Origin of the sequence: Thalassobacillus cyri (assembly GCF_900107755.1) — a bacterium.
GTDB classification, from domain to species: domain Bacteria; phylum Bacillota; class Bacilli; order Bacillales; family Halobacillaceae; genus Thalassobacillus; species Thalassobacillus cyri.
In genome coordinates, this window is sequence record NZ_FNQR01000010.1 from 108,301 (window position 1) to 131,847 (window position 23,547).

Sequence of the window (23,547 nt, forward strand, 5' to 3'; positions counted from 1 at the left end):
ACACTCCTTTTTTTAGATTTTATTCCTTTTGAAAGAATCCCTCCTTAGAAGCAAGGTTGTAAGCGTTTACTTGAGGTATATATTATCACAATATTGAATTAATTCAACCCTTTTTTTTAAAAAAAGGACCTTTTGTTCCTTTTTTGAATTTAAAAAACCTCTATCTTTTTTCTTTAGATAGAGGTTTTGGGACCCTTTAATCGGTTATATAATTTTTTTCTCTTAACGTATTTACCAACTTTTTAATTCTTCTTACAGAATTTCCAGACTGTCTTCTGCCTAATTCTATAACCATAGCTTCTACCAAACCGAGCATCGGAACAAGAGTATAATATCGATCACTCGATTCAAGCTTTAACACCACGTTAGCTTTACTCGTTATTGGGCATGATAAATAATCTGTAATTAATATTATAGAAGCATTTTGCTGATAGGCTAATTCAGCTGCATCAATATCACGTTGTGAATAAGGAGAGAATGTGAAAATTACTAAAACATCATCTTCATCAAACTGAAGTACACGGTCTATGATAGCATCACCATCATGACTTAATTGTCTTACCCTAGAGTCAAATTCACCAATAAGGGCTTCAGTATAAATAGCTATCGCTCTGTATGGGCGTGAGCCAAGCAAGTTAATGGTCTTAGCATTCTCTAATAATTCTATAGCTGTTTCAAAATTCTCTAACAGTTGAGGATTTAATGAATTATCCATCACCTTTAACACTTCTTGCCATACACTATATAACGTTTTATTAACATTATCTCCTTGAACTTCGAGAAAAGAATGTTGTACATTTTCCCACTTATCCGAGTAGTCTTTTTGAACCTCATGAAACTCCTTTTTAAGCTCAAAAAAACTATCATATCCTAATTCCTGTACAAATCTTAACACCGTGGTTTTTCCAACATTCGCCTTTTCTGCTAACTCTTTCACCGTCATTAGTCCAATATCTTTGTGATTTTCCAATACATAATCACATAATAACTGTTGTTTTTTAGTCAATCTACTTTTATTAGAAATTATATAATCTAGTATATTTTCTTTATATTTTCCCATTTAACCATACCCTTTATATATAAGTTTAGATTTAACAACAAGTTGATATTAACGATTTATAACTGCAGAATTCCAACTTGATTGGTATATCCCATATTTAAATCTATTTATTTTTATTATAAACAATGACCGATAACTATATTCTATGAGAGATTAATATCATATTTCCGATTTTGGTTCCAACACCCTTAAACAAAGAAGTTCCTCCATAAAATAGTTAGCCCTGCCAAACCAATTATAACAAACAATACAACAAGTGTATGAGTAGTGAATGAGGACCACTCGGAAAACAACTCATAAGCTGAATCCTCCAGATATTCATTTTACTAAACTAGGCCAGAGCAATTGCGCCGGAAATAATACTTTTTTAACAAATATAAAACACACAAGAAAAAGCCTCTCAAAAGTTTTATGAACCAATGAGAGGCTAGCAAAAATATATTTTTATATATATTGAATGACAAAAAGTATGTCAATCAGGTATGACATTAGGTCATAAACCCCTTCACAACAAGGTTTTGGGCGTTATTACATCATGCCGCCCATTCACTCGCTTAGTTAATAGGATAATATTAAGTTCTGTAGAACCTTATTATCACAAGGTTTCCGTTAGCAAGCAAATTGATTACACAATAAGTTTTAATACTTTATGAACAGTATCCAGTCATAATCCAGTCACCAAAAATTCTCCTAGATTTCAGACTAAAAGAAATGGCTCTTTAACTGTTTGGGCTAATGCTTTTTTATAATATTCGGTTCACAAACTAGAAGTAGTTGCTAACGTCTGGGGCTTTATCTTTTAATGGCTATTCCATCACTTTACCATTCATCCGTTCAACCCATTGATGGAGAAGGTCATTATACCGGGACAAATTTTTGTGGATTTTTATGGCCACTTCTTCATTATAGGTATGGACTGTCAAATTACGATCGTTGACCATTTCCAAAGCCAGAACGGCCTCCTCATCCTCCAACAAGTTGCTCCCTGCAACTGCGAATGACGCTCTTCGGAGAGCCGACATCCACTCCTTCTATGTCATATAAATATTGCTTAGCCGCTTTCCAACTGGCCTCGAAAGAGAATTCAAATCGTTGAATCGCTGCATCTCTTTCCACATCATTCGGGTTTTTAAGGGTAGCTAGCTTTTCAAAGGAAGCCAACGCTTTTTCTGCTGCTTCTAATCGTTGGTGTAATCTTTCCATAAAATCCCCTCCTCTTTCACTTGTTGGACTAGAGATTCTTTGGCATCATGTAAATCCACCACATCTACCTTGTAAGGAATGGTAGACTCTTCGATTTGCTCGATCAGTTCATTCCATTTAAAAGGAGAGATCGGGGAGTGGGAGTCAATAGCGATGTCAATATCCGAACTATGTTTTTCTTCCTGTCGAGCCCAAGAACCAAATAAGTAAACACGCGCTTTTTCCTTGACGAGTTGTTCATTCAATATCGATTTTAGTTGTTCTAAAATTTGCTCCCGTAAATCTGCAGGACACCCCATAATATCCCTTCCTCTTTTTTGTCCCATTATAGCATATGTACATCTTTGATGGTTTTTCCTTCTCCACTTCCCCCAATCTTCGATTGCTGCCAGGGCCATTATTAACTACACCAAAACCTAAATGTGACTTGCATTATATTGTAGATAAGCCCCTATAATGGAAAAACTGTAAAGCTAATGAAGCTTTTTTAAAAGCTGCGTTTCCCTGCCCAAGCTCCTTGCATTTTACTAAGGAATACAATTTGCCCAATATGATATGCGTCGTGCATTGCTAAACTCTTCAATTCAAGCACTAATGAATTATTTTCACCTGGAACCTTTCTATACAAATCTGCATGGTTTGATTTTGCTAGAATTGTTTCAAGTTCACGATGAACATAAAAGTATTCTTGTTTTGTTTCCTTCCAATTTTCTACCGTCTCAGTTGGTAATCGAAATGTAGATTCATTATTTTCTGCCTGTGGTTCATTCGCTGTTTCACCAAGAAATCGCATCAGATATCTCTTTTCATAGAAAAGTAAATGACTAACTAATTCCCAAATGGAATTCATTGTCCCATTAGCTGGTTTCCAAATTGCCTGTTCAAAAGTAATATCCTCTAGCACTTTTTCAAGTGGTGGAAACCAGTCTTCTTCATCTAAGCAGCTTGCCCATTGTTGTAGCAAAAGTGTTTTTACCTCCATTTTCTATTCCCTCCAATTTAATCCCTTTAATAAATAAAATCATACAGAATTCTCCAAGGAATAAGATGGCATATGACGACACAACACGATATCGAGTAATCACAAATAAAAATAATTGTATTTTAAATACCCACTTACCAAAATATTCAATGTGTTTTTCCATTTTCCTGCACGATTCTTAAGATAAAAAAGGCAACTATTCTTATTGAATAATCGCACCCGTTTACGGAAGACTCGAATTCGAGATACATCTACTGTTATTTCACTTTAGCACCCGTTTATTTAAGTACATTCTTTCACAAACATAACCCATAATCTTCATTTGGTACAGGAATGCTGCCCAGTTTGTTTTCACTATAACTAGCACTAAGTATAATCCACCATAAATCAGTTTTCTCTGTTTTTAAGTTGTAGACGATTTAGAATTGGAAATCCCCATCCTTCATTAGCAGGACTTCAGTTCCACCTTCTTTAATGCCCACTACTTTCATATCTTCGGTACCAAAGGTCACATTGACTGACAAAAGTGAAGTATTCAGACCCGCTGCCTTCAACTCTTCCTCAGATTGGTCAATGCCATTTTGAATATTGGAAGGAGATGCATTTCCGATTCCAATATGACAGGACGTATTTTCATCAAACAAGGTATTGTAAAAAAGAGTATCTGCCTGAGCAAGAGGAGATTTATTAGAGACCAAGGCAATTTCACCTAGATAATGTGAACCTTCATCTGTTTCGATGAGATTTTGTAACACTCCCTGTCCCTTTGCGGCATAATAGTCGGTAATCCGTCCATCTTTAAAAATTAGATAAAATTCATCAATGACACTTCCCCCATAGATAAGAGGTTTAGTACCTACCAATTTGCCATTCACCTTATTTTTATGGGGAGCAGTAAATATTTCTTCCGTAGGAATGTTCGGAAAGAAAGGTATTCCATTTTTATCTATGACACCCCCACCGATAAAGACATGATTGTTAGGGATGCCGATGACTAAATCCGTTCCTCGGCTATTGGTAAAATGCAGGTTGTCAAACTGGCAATCGTTTAGAAACGTTTTCCGGGACTCGAAGGCGCGGTCATGATTCTCCCAGTCTATGGTAGGATTTGTTCCATCTGCCCGCGCTCCACGTAAGATGGCTTGCCATAACGATTGCACGGCTTCTTCTTTACTTACGTGAGGAAATACTTTCGTGGCCCATGCGAAGGACGGGACAGCTAGAAGACACCAGCGTACCTCGTGGGACATAATCTTTGCATAATAACACTCCAACTTGGTGCGGGAGACCTTTTGAAAGCGGCTGATCCGTTCTGGGGAAACCCCCTTAAAGACATCTAAGTTTTCAGAAATAATATGGATGTAAGCAGCACCTGCATCGTCCCACTCCTTAAAGCGGGCAGCCTGCCAATCAGGAAAGTGATCGATAACACTATCTGCTGCATTTAAGTAAAATTCTTTGGTAGACTGTTCATCTGTCCAATCTATAAATACATTTGAAGCTCCTGCCTCGTAGGCTACTGTTTGGATTAGACGGGCAAACGTAGCATTTTGTATATCACTATGAATAATCAATAATTGATTTTTTTGCAGATTTACACCAGCTCGTACAGCAAGTTCTGCATACTTTTTTAACTGTGCTTCACTTATAAATTCATATATTCCTTTAATCATTTAATATCTCCCCTGTGATGTTCTTGTATATGTTTATTCAAGAAATGCCCCCTCGTATATTATTATTAACCAGATTATTTCTGGTTTTAAATCCATCATACCTCTAGCCGAAGGTATAATGGGGTTAAATCAGATTGAGGTTGTCGCTCTGCCCCCTTGAAGCATTGTCTTCGTGCTAAAGACTGACACCTCTTTCTTTATAGAACTATTCGTATGAGCTGGATGGTACATCGTTGCCGTATATCGAACGAGGTTGAGTATCTATAAAGGTAAGAGGCTTCCTTTCATCTGATTAATATTTTGTGGGTGGTATTGTTGATGATTTATCTTGGCATTGATGTTGGAAAACGTCATCATGAAGCTGGTTTAATCGATGAAAGTGGGAATCCTATTGGGAAAACTATTCGTTTTGCTAATTCCAAAAAGGGTAGTGACAAGCTTCTTACCTTCTTAAATCAACACCAGGTGACACCTGATGATTGTGCTTGTGGGATGGAAGCCACGGGTCACTATTGGTTATCTCTCTTTTCATTCCTTCATCAACTTGGATACAAAGTGACGTCTTTCAATCCTATGCAATCGGATGCACTCCGTAATTTTTATATTCGCAAAACTAAAACAGATATGAAAGATGCGTACTTAATTGCTCAAGTGATTCGCATTGATTCTCCAGAAGCGACTCCTTTCGTTCAAGAAGATCTCCTTCAGCTTAGACACCTCGAGAGGCTGCGTTATGCATTGGTAGACCAAAGCTCAGACGTTAAGCGTAAAATCATTGCTTTACTAGATCAGGTTTTCCCTGAATATGAACAAGTGTTTTCTGATGTTTTCGGACTATCTTCCACAGAAATTCTTTTAAACTACACACTACCCGAAGACCTTTTAGAGATTGATACAGACAAACTGGCAGATGTACTTTACCGTGTCAGTAAGGGACGGTATGGGGTTACAAGAGCTCGTTGGAAAGCTGAACAATTGAAAGAAAGTGCCCAAAATACCTTTGGTATTTCCATAGGTACAGATGCATTTAAAATGCAGATCCATCTTCTACTGGAACAAATAGCTCTATTTGAAAAACAATTGGCTCAAATAGAAAAAGAATTAAAGGAGCTCTCGGACCGTCAACATCATTATTTAACAACCATAACAGGCGTAAATGACGTCACGGCGGCAGTCATTTTAGGTGAAGTTGGTTCCATTGATCGCTTCGAACATCCAAAACAATTAGTTGCCTTTGCAGGCCTGGATGCTTCCGTGCACCAATCCGGTGAGTTTAATGGATCTAAAACGAAGCTTTCCAAAAGAGGATCCCCATACCTTAGACGTGCGATATGGCAAGCAGCATTTGTGGCTAGCTTTAAAGATCCTGCCCTATCCCTTTATTATCAAAAGTTAAGAGAACGTGGAAAAGCTCACGGTACTGCCGTAGGAGCTGTAGCTCGTAAATTGACACACATTATATTTGCCATTTTGAGAGATCAAAAGCCCTATGTACCACGCCCTCAAACCAATGATAATTAAAATTGCTTATAGCAATTTTAATAAATACATAAGTGAGGTTTATTTGGCATGCCAATTTTAATTTCAGTAAATGCAAAAAAAACATCTATTTTGTTGCTTGACATTTTATAGCTGGTCTTTTCTGTAAGACTTGAGTTCGAGATATACTCGAGTAGATCTTAAACTAACGCACCCGTTAGCTTAATAAGAATCTTTTTATTTATTGATTATAGAAGAAGCAATTTTAATCAACTCGTCATTAGATAAAGCCTCATTTCCTTCATAACCAATTGGATATTCAACTTTATTCGCTTTTCACTTAATTATTTTGTAATTTATCATCTTTTATATAATGTACAGTCGTATCGCCTTCTATTTTTAATTCCTACCCTAGTTAGAAATTATATTCCCACCAATATTGATTGTCGCCCAAACGGTAATAGACTATTGTAATAATTCCTTACGTATCTTTAAGGAAAATTGCAAAAAATGCGTTAGATTTTCTTACAAGTTTACTGACAATCGGCATTAAGTGCTTTAAGCTAAAATTAACAATTAAATGGATGGAGGGAAAAAGTGAAAACTAGGTGGTTTTTACAGTTATTTACAATTATAGGCTTCCTCCTACTTGGGTCCGGGATTGCCAAGGCATTTCACATTCCTGTACCTGGAAGTGTTATTGGTTTGCTTCTCCTTTTCGTCTTTCTTCTAACCGGGATCATAAAATTAGAATGGATTGAAAGAGCATCTTCCTTTCAATTAAAGCACCTTACCATACTATTTATTCCACCAATTACAGGTCTCTTTTTATCATCAGCCTTTCTTGAAATTCTACATTGGAACGTTTTGATTATTTTAATTGTAAGTAGTATTTGCTGTTTATTAGGTACAGCATTTGCTGTTGAATGGATTGAAAAAAGGAGAGATGTTAAATGACAATGTTTATCGGAAATGTTCTTCTTTGCTTAGTTACTACTATCGTTTGTTACTATATCTGTCTAAAATTTTATCTAAAATACAAAAAAGGTTGGTTAAATCCTTTATACACAGCTTCTTTCCTTCTTATTCTTTTGATACTTGTTTGTCCCATACAGGTGGATAGCTATAAGGAAGGGAGTACCATCTTTAATTACCTATTGCAGTTTGCTGTAGTGACATTAGCGGTTCCACTTTACAAACAATGGTCTTTTCTAAAGAAAAACTACAAGAAAATTTTTATTGGTGTAATATGTGGCACATCGTTAGGGGTGATAACTGTCCTAGGAATGTCCCAAATTTTTCATTTGCAGGAACAACTGTTAGCCTCACTAATTCCAAGATCAGTAACCCTTCCTATAGCATTGACCGTATCCAGTGGTCTTGGAGGGTTGAGCTCAACTACTGTATTATTTGTTGTAATATCAGCCCTCATCTCTTTAACAATTGGTCCGAAATTATTAAATAAACTCGGTATAAGAAGTAAATCAGCAAAAGGATTAGCAATGGGTACCTCAGCACAGATGCTCGGTGCAACTCGCTCCCTTGTTTGGGGTGAAGAAGAAGGTGCAATGGGAAGTATTGCGATGACTATATCAGCATTATTTCTTTCTGTTTTGGTGCCAGTCTTTTCATACTTTACGTGAATAACAAATCATTGTTACTAAAATAGAGGTGGAACATGAGAAAAAGTTATCTTCGAGAAGCTGTAGAAGAATTGAAGAATTTCTATATTCAAGAACTTCAAGAGGCAGGATTGTTAATTGTTTCTGATGAAGACATTTCATCGCTTACCTTAAGCGAACTTGAAAATATGTATAAGTTTTATAACCTTCATAATTAGCCTTCCAATTTGAATACTACAAATCTTGAAGATTCCAAAGTGAAAGTTTATTCTTATATATTATTACAACCAGCACATACAGCAGTTCTTTAGGTGAACATAGAAGATGGAGAGGAGAAAATATAGTGACTTCTTATAAAGACAACAAAGTAATAACAATTGGTACTGTTAACGAATTAACGGGTTTATCTGAACGTCAAATCCGTTATTATGAGGAACGTGGATTGATTTATCCTAAAAGAACAAAACGAGGTACAAGAAGATATTCCTTTTCAGATATTGAAATTCTTATGAAGATTGCTGATAAGCGAGAAGATGGAGTTCAAACAAATGAAATCAGAAAAGATATGATCAACAAAAAGAAAGACACTGATATTCGCGATGAAATGCTCCGTGGTCAATTGAACGCCCACTTTAAGAAGTTACGATAAAAGAATAGGCTGAACTAGGAAGAAAAGTGCTAATGTAGTTCCATTATATCATATTTATAGCGTCTCCATCTACTGCCCGCCCGACGTGGGAAAAGTAAGGCAGAATTTTTGTGTTAGAGTATGAGTAATGATGGAAAGAAGATTTACTAGCGATTTATGTGAAATAAAAGCTGGAGATATGATTGAGTATCTCCGGCTTCTTCAATTTACAAACTTTAACAATACAGGTGTAATTTTAAAACTTAAAATATGTTTAACTAATCTTCCATCTTGAGTTAACCTACTTTGTTCTTACGGATTCTCGTAAACACTCCTTCTTCAACTCTTGCCCCCGTTAGTTGAAGACTCGAATTCAAGATGACTTCAATAAATATTTCACTTACGCATTTTAATTTTATTTACAGGTAGGAATACCGTACACCTTCAACCTATCCCACTTTTCACTCCAATTTTTTGTTGTAACTCTATGTATGTAAAATTCTTTTTTTTCTTTTGTATCATAAACTGGTGTAGGTCTTACTTCTAAATTTACAACATCATCAATCCCCCATGGAGCTGCTAATATTACATCATCATTTTCGTTAATCTTCACCCCTAAAGATGTGACTGTCTCGGGGAAATTAGAGATGCCGTCAACGGAAGAAGAATATGGAGTCATACCACTTTTAGTATGCATTCGAGCCTGATTTTTTACTGACCAAGGGATACTTGTAATAATAGTTTTCAGCTTTTCCTCGATTTTTTCCTCCTCTGCTTCACATACATTATTTGGATTAAAGTAAATCACATCAACATCTGGTAACGGAGTTCTCAAATTATAATTATGAATGACATCCCATATCTTTGAACGAACAAACCCTGCACAGATCCACCAATCAGGCAAATTCAACGTTTTTACAGCCTTTAGTATATCCATCATCCACTCATCTTCTTTTATCAATTTAATTACATTTTCCTCGTTCTTGATTCTCAATGACTAACCCCCAATATTAATGATTGTATTCGCTTTGGCTGCAACTTCCTCTATTACTTTTTATTACTATATATTAATGGTTTGCCCCCTCTTATGGAAGACTTGATATCGAGATATTGAAGCAGATCTTTAACTAACGCACCCTTAAGTTAAAGATCTCAAACTATTTTTGTTTCTTCTTTCTTGAAAATACCAACCATTAACATAACGAGTCCGATTATGAAGATAAAGGGAAAAATATACCACATTATCAATCCTGCCCAAGCATTTTCTACAATGAATGCATAGGTTAACCCTATCGCAAAAGCTAAAGCTGGTGAAATTGGTACCATAAGAGCAATGCCCCATACCTTATATTTATTATTTTTTGGTTTATCTACACTTAGCAGAAAAGCTACAAGCGCACCTATAAATGCAATTACATACCCTATAGCAATAGCCATTTTATAAATCCTCTCTTTTTTAATATCTTCTTCTTTCACTAAACTGCCCCGTTAGTTTAAAAGCGATCGTCTATATTGAACAATCGCGCCCTTTAACAGTAGACTTGATTTCGAGATATTGAAGCAGATCTATAACTCAACTGTTAGTCGAATAACTCTTCATCTTTGTATGCTTTAGACCAATGGTAAGGTTGCACTTCTTCTAGTGTTTTGAAAAGCAATGCTGTCTCGCCATTTGAAGTTACTGCTACCTTTACATCTCTTCCCCAGTACATCAACCTTTCCTGACAGACCCCACAAGGAGTTAATACCTTAAGTTCTTCATTTTCATCTTCTCTTACAATACAAATGGAATGAGTAATTTTTGTATTAAATTTATGTGCTTCCAAAATCGCACCTGTTTCTATACATAACTCTGTTAAAGCATTTATGACCTCTGGAGCAACACTCGTCAATATCTCACCCTTGTTAGTGTACATTGCTGCTGCACCACCCCAGCCAGTTGGGTATCTTTTTTCAAGCAGTTCTTTTGCTGCTTGATATAATTTTTGTTCAATATCCAATGTTGTTCCCCCTAGTTACTCCTTTTCTTATTACAGCATAATTGTAACACCTTAAACCGTTCTTAAACTAAACGGCTCGGTGAGTAAAAAAGCGATCGCCTTTATTGGACAATCGCCCCCTATAACGGAAGACTTGATTTCGAGATATTGAAGTAGATCTTCAACTAACGCACCTGTTAGTGGAACAAGTACATCTTCTATTGCACATTAGGGTCGTACTATTCATTAAGCCGTTTATATCCTTTTTTCAGAAAGAAAAGTTTCCACTATTACCATAGTTTTCTCGTCCATCCCTCTTAGGATTAGAAGCATATATTATCAATGTAAGACATCTTATTCTTACCAATAACTTTTTAAGGAGGCGAGTTTAGCTATGTCTGACGGCAGAAATAGAAATAACTTTGAGTTAATTGTTGTGTTGTTTATTCTACTGATTATTGTAGGTGCAGCTTTTGTAAAAGACCGTTACTAATATGTCTAAAAAAAATTTCTAATAAGAAGATTTGTTTTTTTCAAACTGCCATTACCATTCATCCCACCTTATGAAAGATTTTAATAATTTTATTGGGACTGCGATCCACAACTATTAGCCGCCTACGTAGTGTTGGTAGTCCTTATCCCTCAAGTCGAAGCATTGCTTCGACTTTTTATCATGGATCTCTCCATACCATAAGCGTCTTATTTTCATGTATTTCCAACTGCGTAATAGGGTCTAAACAACACAAAAACCGCTATTATGGTCGATTTTCCTCTTCCGCATAACTGAGAATGGATATGTTCATACTTATGGGGAGGCTGTCTGCCCGGGTATTCACTCCACCCTGTACGTTGGCAGAAGTCCTCCTTCTTTAAATAAAATAAAAAGAGGTGGAGCATATAGTGAATCTAATTATGAATAACATCGCCATTTTTATTTTCTTAATTCCTGGAATCCTTTTCTTTATAGGGAGTTGGATTATTTATAAAGTTTTTTCATTTCCTACTAAAGAAACAAAAAAGAAATAAACTTTAGAATATCGCAAAACCATTATTACTTACTAGCAGTATATTGTAGCATCAAATATCCTTTCCTTCTTCCGCTAACCTGCCCCGTTAGCACAATAAGCGTTAGCCACTGTGCAACTATCGCCCCCGATTATGGAAAACTTGAGATTGAAATGAATATTTGCCTAATACCCCAGATATTAATTTAGGATTTGTTTAGTATCTGAGTAGCTTTGTGAAAATCCTTTTGTTTAACTAGAATATCGTAGGTTGTGCCGAACTCATTACTGTCTGGTCCTGCCATTGGGGTAGAAGTTGCAATCTTTTTATCAAAAGGCTCAACTGTAGCATGACCTCTGAATCCAGCATGCAATACTTTTCCTGTTGTAATTATAGCTGGATTATTATCTATTGATGTAATTAAGACAGATGTAGTATTTAGAACTTCATCAAGTGTCTTATCGTGCAATGAACTTCCGACTCCCTTCCTTTTATGTGATGAATCAACAGCTAATTCTACAAATTCAAAACAATCTTTTAACCAATGGCTAGCTTGTTCTAGTGTCATTTGTTTTTCCAATTTTTCTCCATAAAATTGGCCAGGGAAACTTCGATAACCATATGAAAAACCTATTAGCTTTCCCCTCAGATCGGTTGCTTTTAAACCTATAAATCCTTCATAGGTAGTATGCTTATGTATATTTTCTACTGCTGCTTCTAGTTCTTCACTTGAGAAACTTTCGCCTGTAAAAGTACGACAATATAACTTGGCAATATCATGTAAGTCTTCCTCAAGTATGAATGAATAATTAATGTTTTCTTTCATAAAATCCCCCTGAATTTTCTATTTATTTCCACATTAATTATTTCAAAGGCCAACGATAAATTCAATTTTAAATCATTATTATCTCGAAACTGAGTCTTCCACAATTCTGCCCTATACTTGAACACTCAGTTTCGAGATAATAGTTCTGTCACTTAATAACAATTATTTCAAAGTCAACCCTTTGCCACTTGTATCTCTTACAATAAATAGGAGAAAAGCCTTTTAAAATAGGTACGTTTTTTAAAATATTTACTTATAGAATTCTTGTCTTAACTTGGTCACTCCATCCTAATAGATTATTTTGTTTTACTTCTAGCTTGTCTTAATTATTTTCCAAAGGGAGATGACCGGTCACCTATTAAAAGAAAGGCCTCTCAAAAGTTTATGAACTCTTGAGAGGCCTGTAGATTTAGTAAACGATTTTAAAAACCTGTCAAAATCCAGTCAAATTGTTCTCAAACCCTATGATGAAAGGGTTTTGGGCGCTATCACATCATGCCGCCATTAGGTTCACCATCATAAATTGGGGTATCTACTAATTTCATAGCCTTATTTATAAAATGAACTGCTTCATACACTGCTTCCATTCCCCCCTCCCTCGTCAAGCTTCTATAACATCTGGCCGGGGAACTGGATCATTGTTTAATAAGCTCAGTTGATGGAGGCGGTCTCGAAAACGTACGACTTCCCCTACTACAATTATTGCAGGGTTCTTAATTCTAGCCTTTTCTACTACATCGACAATGTTATCAAGTGTTCCCGATACAACCCTCTGATGCTCCGTGGTCCCCTGTTGAACAATAGCGACAGGAGTCTCTTTGTTTTTCTCACTCAGAAGGAGTTGTTCGCGTATGTATGGAAGGTTACTGATCCCCATATATATGGCCAGTGTATCCACACCTTTAGCTAAACTTTTCCAATCTACTTCCTCATGCCTTCCTTTACAGCGATAACCTGCGACTACAGCAAACGAGCTTCCCATATCTCTATGAGTAATCGGAATTCCGGCATAAGCAGGAGCAGCAATTCCAGAAGTAACACCAGGAACGACCTCAAAGGAGATTCCATGCTTAGCTAATTCTTCTGCTTCCTCAGCCCCCCTTCCAAACACAAACGGATCTCCCCCCTTTAACCGTGTCACGGTCTTCCCTTGTTTCGCGTATTTTACAAGCAGATGGTTGATGGTTTCCTGTTTTAAAATATGAAATTTAGGATGCTTTCCACAAAAGACTAAATCTACATTAGATTTAGCCTTCTCCAGCAGCTCTTCATTCACTAACCGGTCATATAAAATCACATCGGCCTTTTGAATACATTTCAGCGCTTTGACTGTAATCAATTCTGCATCTCCTGGCCCAGCCCCAACTAGGTAAACCTTTGACATATTATCCCTCCTCAGGTTCGTCTCTTTCAAATATGGATAGCAATCCGGCCACCATCTACTTATCAGGCAATAGGACATAGACTTCCCCGTTTTTTATCGCAACGTCAAACGTTTGAACACAACCTTCGTCTGGTTCCTGCACCTTTCCATCTTTGACGCTTATTTTCCAGTCATGCATTGGGCAAAACACATGTTCACCGCTTACCATTCCTTCAGCTAATACACCTCCTTTGTGAGGACAGCGATTTTCTATCGCATGAATCCTGCCATTATCCAACTTAAATATAGCAAGCTCAAGTTCGCCAACTACTGTGGTCTTTCCTATCTTCTCAGGCAGATCCTCTACTTTTGCAACAAAGACTTCATTTAGCAATGTTTCCACCGAAACCACTCCTCTAAATTAATAAGAATCTGAAGGTACTTTTACATTTTGATAGAGATCTTTCAGTATGTTCTGATCTTCTAACGCTTCCTTCCAAGGATCCTTAAGAACAGACAAAGCTTCATTCATTCTATGATTTAAATCCATGAACTTTTTCTTATCAGATAGGACAGATTTGATCTTATCAAACCCGACTCTTTCTACCCATGCTGATGTTCGCTCTAAATAAGTTGCATCCTCCCTGTAATATTGTAAAAACGCGGCTGAAGTATCTATAACTTCTTCCTCTGTTTTCACTTTACATAACAATTCCGCTTTCCTCATATGCGTGCCACCGTTTCCGCCAACATAGATTTCAAACTCACCATCCAGACCGACAACACCTATATCTTTGACAGACCCTTCTGCGCAGTTTCTAGGGCAGGCAGATACACTCATTTTTACTTTATGAGGTGTATTTAGACCTTCAAATTTCTTTTCCAAGCGAACTCCTAACCCGATGGAATCCTGAGTTCCAAATCGGCAAAAGTCAGCTCCAACACATGTTTTCACTGTACGCAGCCCTTTTGAATAAGCGGATCCAGAAGGCATGTCTAATTCCGACCAAATATGCGGCAAATCTTCTTTTTCTACCCCGAGCAGATCCAGACGCTGTCCTCCGGTGACTTTGATTAATTTCACTTCATATTTATCTGCCACATCGGCTATCTTTCTTAAATCATTCGAATTGGTTACTCCTCCGTACATCCGAGGAACGACTGAATAAGTACCGTCCTTTTGGATGTTCGCATGCAAACGTTCGTTTACAAAACGGGATTGCTTTTCATCTTGGTATTCTTTAGGATTAAGCATGCCAAGGTAATAGTTCAAAGCAGGCTTACACTTGGAACATCCTTCTTCTGAATTCCAACCAAGAACATTCATAACTTCTTTTGTATGTGTTAATCCTTTTGCTTTAATTTCTTCGACTACTTCCTCTTTTGAAAGTGTCGTGCAAGCACAAATTGACTCTTTAATATTTTGATTGAATTCATCTCCCAAGGTATGTTCTAAAAGTTCAGATACTAAAGATTTACATCCTCCGCAAGATCTTGAAGCGTTTGTACAGCCTTTAACTTCTTCTACAGTTGAGAGCCCTTGCCTGTTTATGGATTCAACAATGGCTCCTTTTGTCACTCCATTACATCCACAAATGATTTCTTCGTCCGGCATTCCTGCAACCAAATCCGCTCCTACTTCATCAGCACCGTCAGTATCTGTGTATTCTTCGATTGCGGCTCCTTTATTGATAAGGGATAACAGACGATTGCCATCCTTGGTATCGCCAAATAGAACAGCTCCTGTAATTTTTCCATCATCAATAAGGACTTTCTTATAAATTCCTTTCCAATCGTCAAACACTTTAATTGTTTTCGTTCCCTCTTCTTCATTGATTTTTCCTGTAGAAAATACATCCACTCCTGATACTTTCAATTGCGTTGATAAGACGGAACCCTCGTAACCTTCTCCTTCTAACTCGCAAATTTTGAGCGCCATTTCTTTCCCTTGCTGATACAAAGGTGACACCAAACCGTAGACCATCTCTCTATGCTCCGCACACTCCCCTACAGCAAAGATATTAGGAATCTGGGTTTCTAAATGATCATTGACAATGATTCCACGGTTTACAGGAATCCCACTTTCTTTAGCTAAGCTGATGTTGGGCCTAATGCCGACAGCCATTACAACTAAATCTGCCTCGATTTCTTCTCCATCTTTAAATTTGAGGCCTTCCACGCGGTCCTTGCCGGTAATTTCAGCTGACTGCTTCTCCAGAAGGAAATTCATCCCTTGCTCCTCAAGCTCCCTTTGAAGCATTTTACCTGCTGTTTTATCCAACTGTCTTTCCATTAAATAATCAGCTATATGTACGACGTCCACCTCCATACCAAGGTTCAATAATCCTCGAGCCGCTTCCAAACCTAAGAGCCCTCCGCCGATGACCACAGCTTTTTTATACTCCTTTGCACATTCCATCATTTTTTCACAATCTTTAATGTCCCGAAATGCTGTGACGCCTTCTTTATCTGCCCCAGGAAGTGGAAGCATAAAGGGGACAGATCCTGTAGCTATGATTAACTTATCGAAATCAACTTGACGATCCTTATCTGTAAAGATGCGTTGTCTATCCTTATCAATTACGGTTACAGTCTCTCCTGGATAAAGAAGGATATTGTTTTCTTCGTACCACTGCCAGTTGTTTAGAGTGATATCATCAATTTTTGTATCTCCCTGCAAGACTTTAGACAATTCAATTCGATTGTAATTTGGATATGGTTCACTTCCGAACACAGTAATTTCAAATTTTTCTGGTGATAACTTAATAACTTCTTCAACCGCCCTTATACCTGCCATACCATTGCCAATTAGAACAAGTTTTTGCTTTGCCATGCAACAGAACCTCCAAATAAATAGTGATATTTTTTTGAATAATTCAATTATTATTGTTGTTCATTGTATGGGCAGTTCTTAGTTCATTCAATCCTTATGTCATAAAACCTGACATGATTTTTATAGTAAGCCTTTTCTTTTACAAATAAGGACTTACTTTCACAGCAACCACTTTGAAGCCTGGCATACGGCAATCAGGATCCAATTTATCAGAGATGAGTCGATTGACATTCTGCTTACCACCCCAATGGAAAGGAACAAATACGACCCCCTTACTGACTTTGTTGCTCCATTTGCTTCGGACAACAATTTGTCCTTGTTCTGACTCAATCTTAACGAGCGTCTTGTCTTTCACCCCATACTTTTTCCCTGTTGTTGGGTGAATCTCCATACATGATTCTATCTCCCTTGCTGCCAAAGACGAACTTCTCCTCGTCTGTTCCCCTGTTAGATAATGTGACATTACTCGTCCAGTGGTTAAGGTAAGCGGATAATCGTCACTTACTTCGTCTTTATAAACTTGAGCTCTATTGGATATAATCGCCATTTTAGCTTTCCCGTCTTCATGAGCAAAAGAATGTTGGAATAATCTCTCTGTTCCCTTATGCTCCTGATCAGGACAAGGCCATAAAACGCCGTTTTGATTTCTCAATTTTTCATAAGTGATCCCATAATAATCTGCAATGCCTCCCTTACTTGCCAGCCTCAACTCATTAAAGATGCCTTCCGCATTAGTGAAAGAGAAATACTCCCCTTTTCCAAGCGCCTCAGCAATGTCGCAAATGATTTGCCAGTCATGCTTCCCTTCACCTGGGACAGAGCGACTGGCCTCCCTCAACGTCACCCTACCTTCAATATTAGTCATCGTCCCTTCATCCTCTAAATATGAGGAAGCAGGAAGTATTAAATCAGCCAATTCAGCTGACTCAGAAATAAATAGGTCGACAGCTACAAAGAACTTAAGTTTCTTTATGGCTCTCTTTACAAAATTCGCATTAGGGTTTGAAGCAACAGGGTTGGAACACATTAGAAACATGGCAGTTATCATTCCCTCATCCATTTTTTCGAACATTTCATAGGCAGAGACTCCTTTACCAGGCAGATCATTTTCTTTGATCCCCCAGACCTCTGACACATATTGACGGTCTTCGTTATTTTCAATTGAACGATAACCCGGAAGTTGATCACACTTCTGACCATGTTCCCGTGCTCCTTGCCCATTCCCCTGACCAGTAACAGCTCCATATCCTGAATAAGGCTTTCCTATCTTTCCTGTAGCCAAAAGAATGTTTAAAAAACCACGCACCGCAGCTGTTCCGTCTGTTTGCTGCTCGATCCCTCTCGCCGTGAATATCATCCCAGAATCTTCTTGACCAAAAGTGCTAGCAGCCTGATATAAATCCTCTCTTGAAATTCCAGTATGTTCAGTCACATCCTCTAATCGAATAGCAGAAAGATGGTGTGCAACATCATCAAATCCGCTGACACGTTGCCTAATAAACTCTCTGTCTATTAAATGATTATCAATGATGATTTTAAGAAGGCCATTGGCAAGAGCGGCATCTGATCCTGGTCGATTTTTTAAATGCAAGTCCGCAATTTTTGTAGTGGCTGTTTCGCGTGGGTCAATCGCAATAATGTAGGCTCCATTTTCTTTCGCCTTTTCAAAGTAGGGCGTAATGGTAGGCTGGCATTCCGCTATGTTTGTGCCAGCTAAAATGATACAACGCGTGTGAGGGATTTCCTGCAAAGAATTAGCGAACCCCCGATCCATGCCGAACGCTTGATTTGCTGCAGTTGCGGCAGAGGCCATACATAAGCGGCCATTGTAATCTATATGCTTTGTCCTTAATGCTACACGAGCAAATTTGCCTAATAGGTAGGCATCTTCATTGGTAAGCGAGGCACTTCCATAGACGGAAACAGCATCTAAACCGTCCGTCCCTTGTATCTCATTGAATTTAGAACGGATACAATTTAACGCTTCTGTCCATGTAACCGGCTTGAACTTTCCATTCTCTTTCAACAATGGCTGCTTGATACGCTCCCTGTGCAACACGTGCTGGTGAGCATTCATCCCCTTTACGCAGAGACGTCCTTGTGAGGTCGGGTTGTCTTTGCCGACCGCTTTATAAGTGTTCCTGCCCACACCTTTCTGCTCGATTAATTGCATCTTGCATTGCATGCTGCAAAAGGGGCACTGGGTATCATATGTGTTTTCTGCTTCCAGCTTCTTCTGTTGATCACGAAAATACTTGAGCATTAACTGGGTCACACTATCTTCTCCTTTTAAGTTCATAAACATTTATCATCGCATTTTAATCAACGTCATATCTTTACTAAGGACCTATTTCTTTGAGTCCTGTCCTTATCCATCCTCACTAATAACTCAGTTCGAATTTCATCATTGAATAATACTTCTCTTATATGAACAAGCCCGGCTCGTTCAATCCATTGCCAGGAACGCTCCAAGTAATGGGACGACTCACGATAATACTGAATGAAACTAAGCATAAATTCCTGCGCTTCCTCATCCGTTTCAACTACACTCAATAATCGACCTTGTCTAACATCTTTGCCGACGCTGCCTCCTACATAAATTTCCCACCTTCCCGATACTCTGATGGCTCCAAGATCTTTGAGTGTTGCATCTGCTCCGTCATGAAAACAGAAAGAGATACCTATGGTTATCCTGAATGGAGTTTTTAAAAGAGCAGTTTTTTGCTCCAAACCTGTCACTAAATCTAAATAACTGTAGTCAATACAATTACACAAATACACTCCGGCACTCGTTTGAATTGGCGCCACTTTATTGAATCCACGAGCATACAGCGGCATATCCAAATCCACCCATACATTATTCAGCTCTTCCTTTTTCACGCCGGATAACTGGATGCGCTGATCACCGGCAACAACCAGCTCTATGGATGGATATTTTTCAGCTACATATGTGATTTTTTTCATCTGATCAATATCCGGTCTTCCCCCATGGATTTGTGGAACGATGGTGTAAGTACCGTTGCTTTGTAACGTAGCATTCATCCGGTCATTTACATATAAAGTTTCTTCACTATTTTCAAACCACGGATAGATCATTTCTAAATAATAAAGCAAGGCAGCACGACATTTGGAGCATCCTTTTTCGGTTGACCAATTCAGTTGGTCCATTATTTCCTCAAGACTGCCTAAAGCTTTCAATTGTATTTCTTCTATGACTTCATCTTCAATTAGAGAAGTACAGGAACATAAAGAAGCCACCTTAACTTCTTCATTAAAATCATCACTATGAATATAGGTTAAGAGCTCAGCTACGGAGGGCTTACAGCCACCACACGAACCGGAAGCTTTTGTACACCTTCTCACCTCTTCAACTGTCTTCAAATTATTCTCTTGAACAGCTTTGATGATTACCTCTTTAGATACAGCATTACAGGTGCAGACGTGCTCTGTTATAGGTAAATTTGCCACATGAGATTTTGCAGGATTTACTGCTTCCAACAAGGAAGCTTTGTCCTTATCAGCTATGACCTTCTCTTTTACAATCATATCCAATAATTTGGGGCCTTCACGCGTATCTCCGAATAAGACAGCGCCAACGGCTTTGGATCCTTGAAAAAAGACTTTTTTATAAACGCCTTCAATCTCGTTTTGATAATAGATGCCTTGGGTTGTGTCATCTGGTATAAATTGGCCAACGGAAAATACATCAACGCCAGAAATCTTCAATTGTGTAGAAAGGACAGACCCCTGATAGGGGTTTGTGGGATCGTTACATAAATGTCTAGCTAGTACTTCTCCTTGTTCATATAAAGGCTTCACTAGACCATAGGTCATCCCTTCGTGTTCGGCACATTCTCCGAGTGCATAAATATCACAAGAATTGGTCGCAAGATAGCCATCAACAACAATGCCTCGGTTTGTTTTTATTCCGCTGCTTTTTGCTAATTGAATGTTTGGCTTAATCCCTACGGCCATTACGACCAAGTCTGTAGCTATTTCTGTTCCATCTTTAAATCGGAGTTTTTCCACACGCGCATCTCCAAGTATCTCCTCTGAATCTTTATTAAGGAGAAAATGGATCCCTTGACCTTCTAATTCTTTTTGCAGCATAATTGAGGCTGTTTCATCTAACTGTCTTTGCATTATGTACTTGGATCGATGAACCACATGCACTTCCATTCCCAGGTTCAATAGTCCCCTGGCAGCTTCAAGCCCTAACACTCCTCCTCCAATGACTACAGCTTTTTTATAAAGCTTTGCGGCTTTTGTCATGCGCCGACAATCTTCTATCGTACGGAAAGAAATCACTCCTTCTTTATCCGCTCCATTTAGCGGCAAAATAGCCGGGGAAGACCCAGTGGCTATAATCAGTTTGTCATAAGGTACTTTCCTCCCCTTATCTGTCTCTATTATTTTCTTTTCCTTATCAATAAAGATGACACTTTCACCAGTAAATAAATGAATGCCGTTCTCTTCGTACCAGTTAATTGGATTGAGCATGATCTCTTCGTACGTAGTGTTTCCTTGTAAAATAGAAGAAAGCATAATACGGTTGTAGTTCCCATGGGGTTCACTTCCAAAAATAGTGATATCAAAAGCTGCAGTACCTTCTTTTAATATGTGTTCAATACATCGGACGCCGGCCATACCATTTCCAATTAAAACCAATTTATGATTTCCCATGAATTAAACCTCCATATAACCCAAAAAACGTTATTCATCGAACCGGGTAATTTGAGAATATTTTAAATTTAACTAAAAGATTAGCATGGCTATATTCCTTTGTCATACTTTGTGTAAGAAAAACTAACAAGTTATTCTTACTTGAACATTTTATTTGCTTTTTTTATATTTAATTTTCTCCATCTATTAAAAGCTTTTATAGATAGCGTTAAATCATCCTGCAGCCCATCATAATGGAGAGTATTAGGGCTATTAAGAGCACGGGATTTTTTAGAAAATTCAAGTACAAAACAATGTTAGTGTTATAAAACCTTACATAACACGTGACAAAATTTAAATATTTGAAATAATCAAGCTATTACTATATTTGGAGGCTTGGTTATGGGAGAAGAAAAGATTTACAAAGGTAATATGAAGATTTTGTTTATGACGACGTTCGCATTCTTTTTAAGTTTCTTTGTATGGTTTAACATGGCACCATTCGTTTCAACAATCCGTGATTCTCTTCGGCTGACAACAGAAGAAATCGGTATATTACTTTCGATCAATGTGGCCCTCACCATTCCGGCAAGGATTGTTATCGGTATGCTGGTTGATCGGTTTGGACCAAAAAATGTCTACACCATATTACTATTAATCATCAGCATTCCTTGTTTTTGGTTCGCTTTAGCAGATTCATTCTGGCAGCTATTTATTGCTCGTGCCTTTCTTTCTGTTGTTGGAGCAGGTTTTGTAATTGGAATCCGGATGGTATCGGAGTGGTTTCCTCCTCGCCAGCTAGGACTTGCAGAAGGGGTGTACGGGGGGTGGGGAAATTTTGGTTCGGCCGCAGCTGCATTCACACTTCCATCAATCGCACTTTTGATTGGCGGTGAGAACGGATGGCGCTACGCCATAGCTTTAACCGGTGTCTTATGTATTGTCTATGCCTTTTTTTATTATAGATCTGTAGAAAATACACCTCCTGGGAAACAATATCAACGTCCAAATCGGAATGGTGCCATGGAAGTCACAAGTTATAAAAGCATGTTCGGCCTCATCCTTATGTCGATTCCTTTGTATGCTGCTCTTGCGTTGATCACTTGGCAGTTAAGTCTTACATCTCTTATTCCAACAGCAGCAGCCGGAATCACATACATCATTCTTGCGCTTACTTATTTGTATAACGTCTACAAAATCTGGAGCGTTAACCGCAAACATTTAAAAGCTGGTGTACCAAAAGAAGAGCAATATTCATTTAAACAAGTAGTGATATTAGATTTTGCTTATGCCATTACCTTTGGGTCTGAATTAGCTGTAATTTCCATGCTCCCCATGTTTTTCGAAGAGACCTTCAGTATCAGTACTGCCCAAGCAGGAATGGTGGCGAGTTCCTTCGCTTTCATGAATCTCGTCGCACGTCCTGGGGGAGGATGGCTGAGTGATAAATTCGGCCGCAAGAAAACTCTCTTAATCCTTTTAGTTTGTGTATCTGGAGCCTATGTCGGCATGTCTCAAATCGAGACGAGCTGGCCAATATTTGCATCTATTGCATTAACAATGACCTGCTCCTTTTTTGTACAAGCAGGGGAAGGAGCCGTATTTTCAATGGTCCCGCTCGTAAAGAAAAGAGTAACTGGTCAGGTAGCAGGAATGGTTGGGGCTTATGGAAATGTCGGGGCAGTCTTATTTCTTGCAGTTCTCGGGTTTTTAAACCCCTCCCTCTTTTTCATGTTCATCGCAGGCTCGGCTTTTTTCTGTTTTCTCGCTTGCTGGTTTTTAGAGGAGCCATGTGCTTCCAGAGAATCGAGGAAAGAGAATATTAAAGTTGAGAAATCAGGTAAATCAAAAGAGGAAGTCGCATATAATTGATTGGTCGAACTTGGTTCAGTTTCTGTAAAGAATTAATCATTTTACCTGTATAAAGATAAGTGGCTATATAATTATTGATTTTATATTTATAAAATATCGTTGATTAACATACTGTCAAATATTCATAAGTTAATTGCTATATACAAGAGAAGAACTAGTAGTTAGTAAAAAAGCCTTCTAACACTGTCTCCCCCAATCCTAATAGATTATTTTGTTTCACTTCTAGCTTATTTTAATTATCTTCCAAAGGGAGATGACCGGTCACCTTTTAAAAGAAAAGCCTCTCAAAAGTTTGCAAACTCTTGAGAGGCCTTTAGATTTAGTAAACGATTTTAAAACCCAGTCAAAATCCAGTCAAAT

The 23,547-nt window shown here is 38.0% G+C and carries 20 protein-coding genes and 1 pseudogene; 7 read left to right on the forward strand and 14 right to left on the reverse strand.

Features of this window, described 5'->3' with window-relative positions; all coding sequences use genetic code 11:
• Positions 1-196: 196 nt before the first annotated feature.
• The 5 genes and pseudogenes from BLV00_RS13010 to BLV00_RS13030 form a co-directional block, all read right to left on the reverse strand.
• Positions 197-1,060, reverse strand: coding sequence for a MurR/RpiR family transcriptional regulator (locus BLV00_RS13010; protein WP_093045417.1), 864 nt, complete (start codon positions 1,058-1,060; stop codon positions 197-199).
• Positions 1,061-1,866: 806 nt separating this feature from the next.
• A pseudogene (locus BLV00_RS22765) lies at positions 1,867-2,263 on the reverse strand (HI0074 family nucleotidyltransferase substrate-binding subunit).
• On the reverse strand, positions 2,239-2,562 hold the full coding sequence (locus BLV00_RS13020) for a nucleotidyltransferase family protein (RefSeq protein WP_218131907.1): 324 nt from the start codon (positions 2,560-2,562) through the stop codon (positions 2,239-2,241). Before BLV00_RS13020 ends, BLV00_RS22765 begins: the two are co-directional and overlap by 25 nt.
• Positions 2,563-2,750: 188 nt before the next feature.
• Positions 2,751-3,245, reverse strand: a complete 495-nt coding sequence (locus BLV00_RS13025) for a DinB family protein (RefSeq protein WP_093045419.1) — start codon at positions 3,243-3,245, stop codon at positions 2,751-2,753.
• Between the two features lie 419 nt (positions 3,246-3,664).
• Positions 3,665-4,918, reverse strand: a complete 1,254-nt coding sequence (locus BLV00_RS13030) for an aminopeptidase (RefSeq protein WP_093045420.1) — start codon at positions 4,916-4,918, stop codon at positions 3,665-3,667.
• A 318-nt stretch (positions 4,919-5,236) separates the two neighbouring features.
• On the opposite strand from BLV00_RS13030, the gene BLV00_RS13035 reads away from it, so the two are divergent.
• The 5 genes from BLV00_RS13035 to BLV00_RS13050 all read left to right on the forward strand — a co-directional run bounded on the left by BLV00_RS13035 (position 5,237) and on the right by BLV00_RS13050 (position 8,668).
• Complete coding sequence (locus tag BLV00_RS13035; RefSeq protein WP_093045421.1) at positions 5,237-6,439, forward strand: IS110 family RNA-guided transposase; 1,203 nt, start codon at positions 5,237-5,239, stop codon at positions 6,437-6,439.
• A 555-nt stretch (positions 6,440-6,994) separates the two neighbouring features.
• Positions 6,995-7,354, forward strand: coding sequence for a CidA/LrgA family protein (locus BLV00_RS13040; protein ID WP_093045422.1), 360 nt, complete (start codon positions 6,995-6,997; stop codon positions 7,352-7,354).
• Positions 7,351-8,040, forward strand: coding sequence for an LrgB family protein (locus tag BLV00_RS13045; RefSeq protein WP_093045423.1), 690 nt, complete (start codon positions 7,351-7,353; stop codon positions 8,038-8,040). The genes BLV00_RS13040 and BLV00_RS13045 overlap by 4 nt, the downstream gene beginning before the upstream one ends.
• A gap of 35 nt (positions 8,041-8,075) precedes the next feature.
• Positions 8,076-8,237, forward strand: coding sequence for a Fur-regulated basic protein FbpA (gene fbpA / locus BLV00_RS21705; RefSeq protein ID WP_143030723.1), 162 nt, complete (start codon positions 8,076-8,078; stop codon positions 8,235-8,237).
• Positions 8,238-8,362: 125 nt separating this feature from the next.
• A complete protein-coding gene (locus tag BLV00_RS13050) occupies positions 8,363-8,668 on the forward strand; it encodes a MerR family transcriptional regulator (protein ID WP_093045424.1) in 306 nt (101 codons plus the stop codon).
• 394 nt (positions 8,669-9,062) lie between these two features.
• Here the strand turns inward: BLV00_RS13050 and BLV00_RS13055 are convergent, their stop codons facing one another.
• The 3 genes from BLV00_RS13055 to BLV00_RS13065 all read right to left on the reverse strand — a co-directional run bounded on the left by BLV00_RS13055 (position 9,063) and on the right by BLV00_RS13065 (position 10,647).
• Positions 9,063-9,641: a nucleotidyltransferase family protein gene (locus BLV00_RS13055; protein ID WP_093045425.1), complete on the reverse strand. Its 579-nt coding sequence runs from the start codon at positions 9,639-9,641 to the stop codon at positions 9,063-9,065.
• A 158-nt stretch (positions 9,642-9,799) separates the two neighbouring features.
• Complete coding sequence (locus BLV00_RS13060; protein ID WP_245728969.1) at positions 9,800-10,123, reverse strand: hypothetical protein; 324 nt, start codon at positions 10,121-10,123, stop codon at positions 9,800-9,802.
• A 104-nt stretch (positions 10,124-10,227) separates the two neighbouring features.
• A complete protein-coding gene (locus BLV00_RS13065; protein ID WP_093045426.1) occupies positions 10,228-10,647 on the reverse strand; it encodes a cytidine deaminase in 420 nt (139 codons plus the stop codon).
• Between the two features lie 373 nt (positions 10,648-11,020).
• On the opposite strand from BLV00_RS13065, the gene BLV00_RS13070 reads away from it, so the two are divergent.
• Positions 11,021-11,119 carry a YjcZ family sporulation protein gene (locus tag BLV00_RS13070; RefSeq protein ID WP_082411984.1) on the forward strand — a complete coding sequence of 33 codons (99 nt, stop codon included), beginning with the start codon at positions 11,021-11,023 and terminating at the stop codon, positions 11,117-11,119.
• Between the two features lie 717 nt (positions 11,120-11,836).
• Here the strand turns inward: BLV00_RS13070 and BLV00_RS13075 are convergent.
• From BLV00_RS13075 to nirB (BLV00_RS13100), 6 genes are all read right to left on the reverse strand, one after another.
• The gene (locus tag BLV00_RS13075; protein WP_093045427.1) at positions 11,837-12,457 is read right to left on the reverse strand and encodes a GNAT family N-acetyltransferase; all 621 of its coding nucleotides are present in this window, start codon (positions 12,455-12,457) and stop codon (positions 11,837-11,839) included.
• A gap of 601 nt (positions 12,458-13,058) precedes the next feature.
• Positions 13,059-13,841, reverse strand: a complete 783-nt coding sequence (cobA, locus tag BLV00_RS13080; protein WP_093045428.1) for a uroporphyrinogen-III C-methyltransferase — start codon at positions 13,839-13,841, stop codon at positions 13,059-13,061.
• Between the two features lie 55 nt (positions 13,842-13,896).
• Complete coding sequence (gene nirD / locus BLV00_RS13085; RefSeq protein ID WP_093045429.1) at positions 13,897-14,223, reverse strand: nitrite reductase small subunit NirD; 327 nt, start codon at positions 14,221-14,223, stop codon at positions 13,897-13,899.
• A gap of 18 nt (positions 14,224-14,241) precedes the next feature.
• A complete protein-coding gene (gene nirB, locus BLV00_RS13090; protein WP_093045430.1) occupies positions 14,242-16,653 on the reverse strand; it encodes a nitrite reductase large subunit NirB in 2,412 nt (803 codons plus the stop codon).
• 139 nt (positions 16,654-16,792) lie between these two features.
• Entirely contained in the window at positions 16,793-18,928 is a 2,136-nt protein-coding gene (gene nasC, locus BLV00_RS13095; protein ID WP_093045431.1) for an assimilatory nitrate reductase catalytic subunit NasC, read from the reverse strand.
• Between the two features lie 53 nt (positions 18,929-18,981).
• A complete protein-coding gene (nirB, locus tag BLV00_RS13100; protein WP_093045432.1) occupies positions 18,982-21,336 on the reverse strand; it encodes a nitrite reductase large subunit NirB in 2,355 nt (784 codons plus the stop codon).
• A 381-nt stretch (positions 21,337-21,717) separates the two neighbouring features.
• Between nirB (BLV00_RS13100) and BLV00_RS13105 the strand changes: the two genes are divergently transcribed.
• Positions 21,718-23,187: a NarK family nitrate/nitrite MFS transporter gene (locus BLV00_RS13105; protein WP_093045433.1), complete on the forward strand. Its 1,470-nt coding sequence runs from the start codon at positions 21,718-21,720 to the stop codon at positions 23,185-23,187.
• Positions 23,188-23,547: the final 360 nt, after the last annotated feature.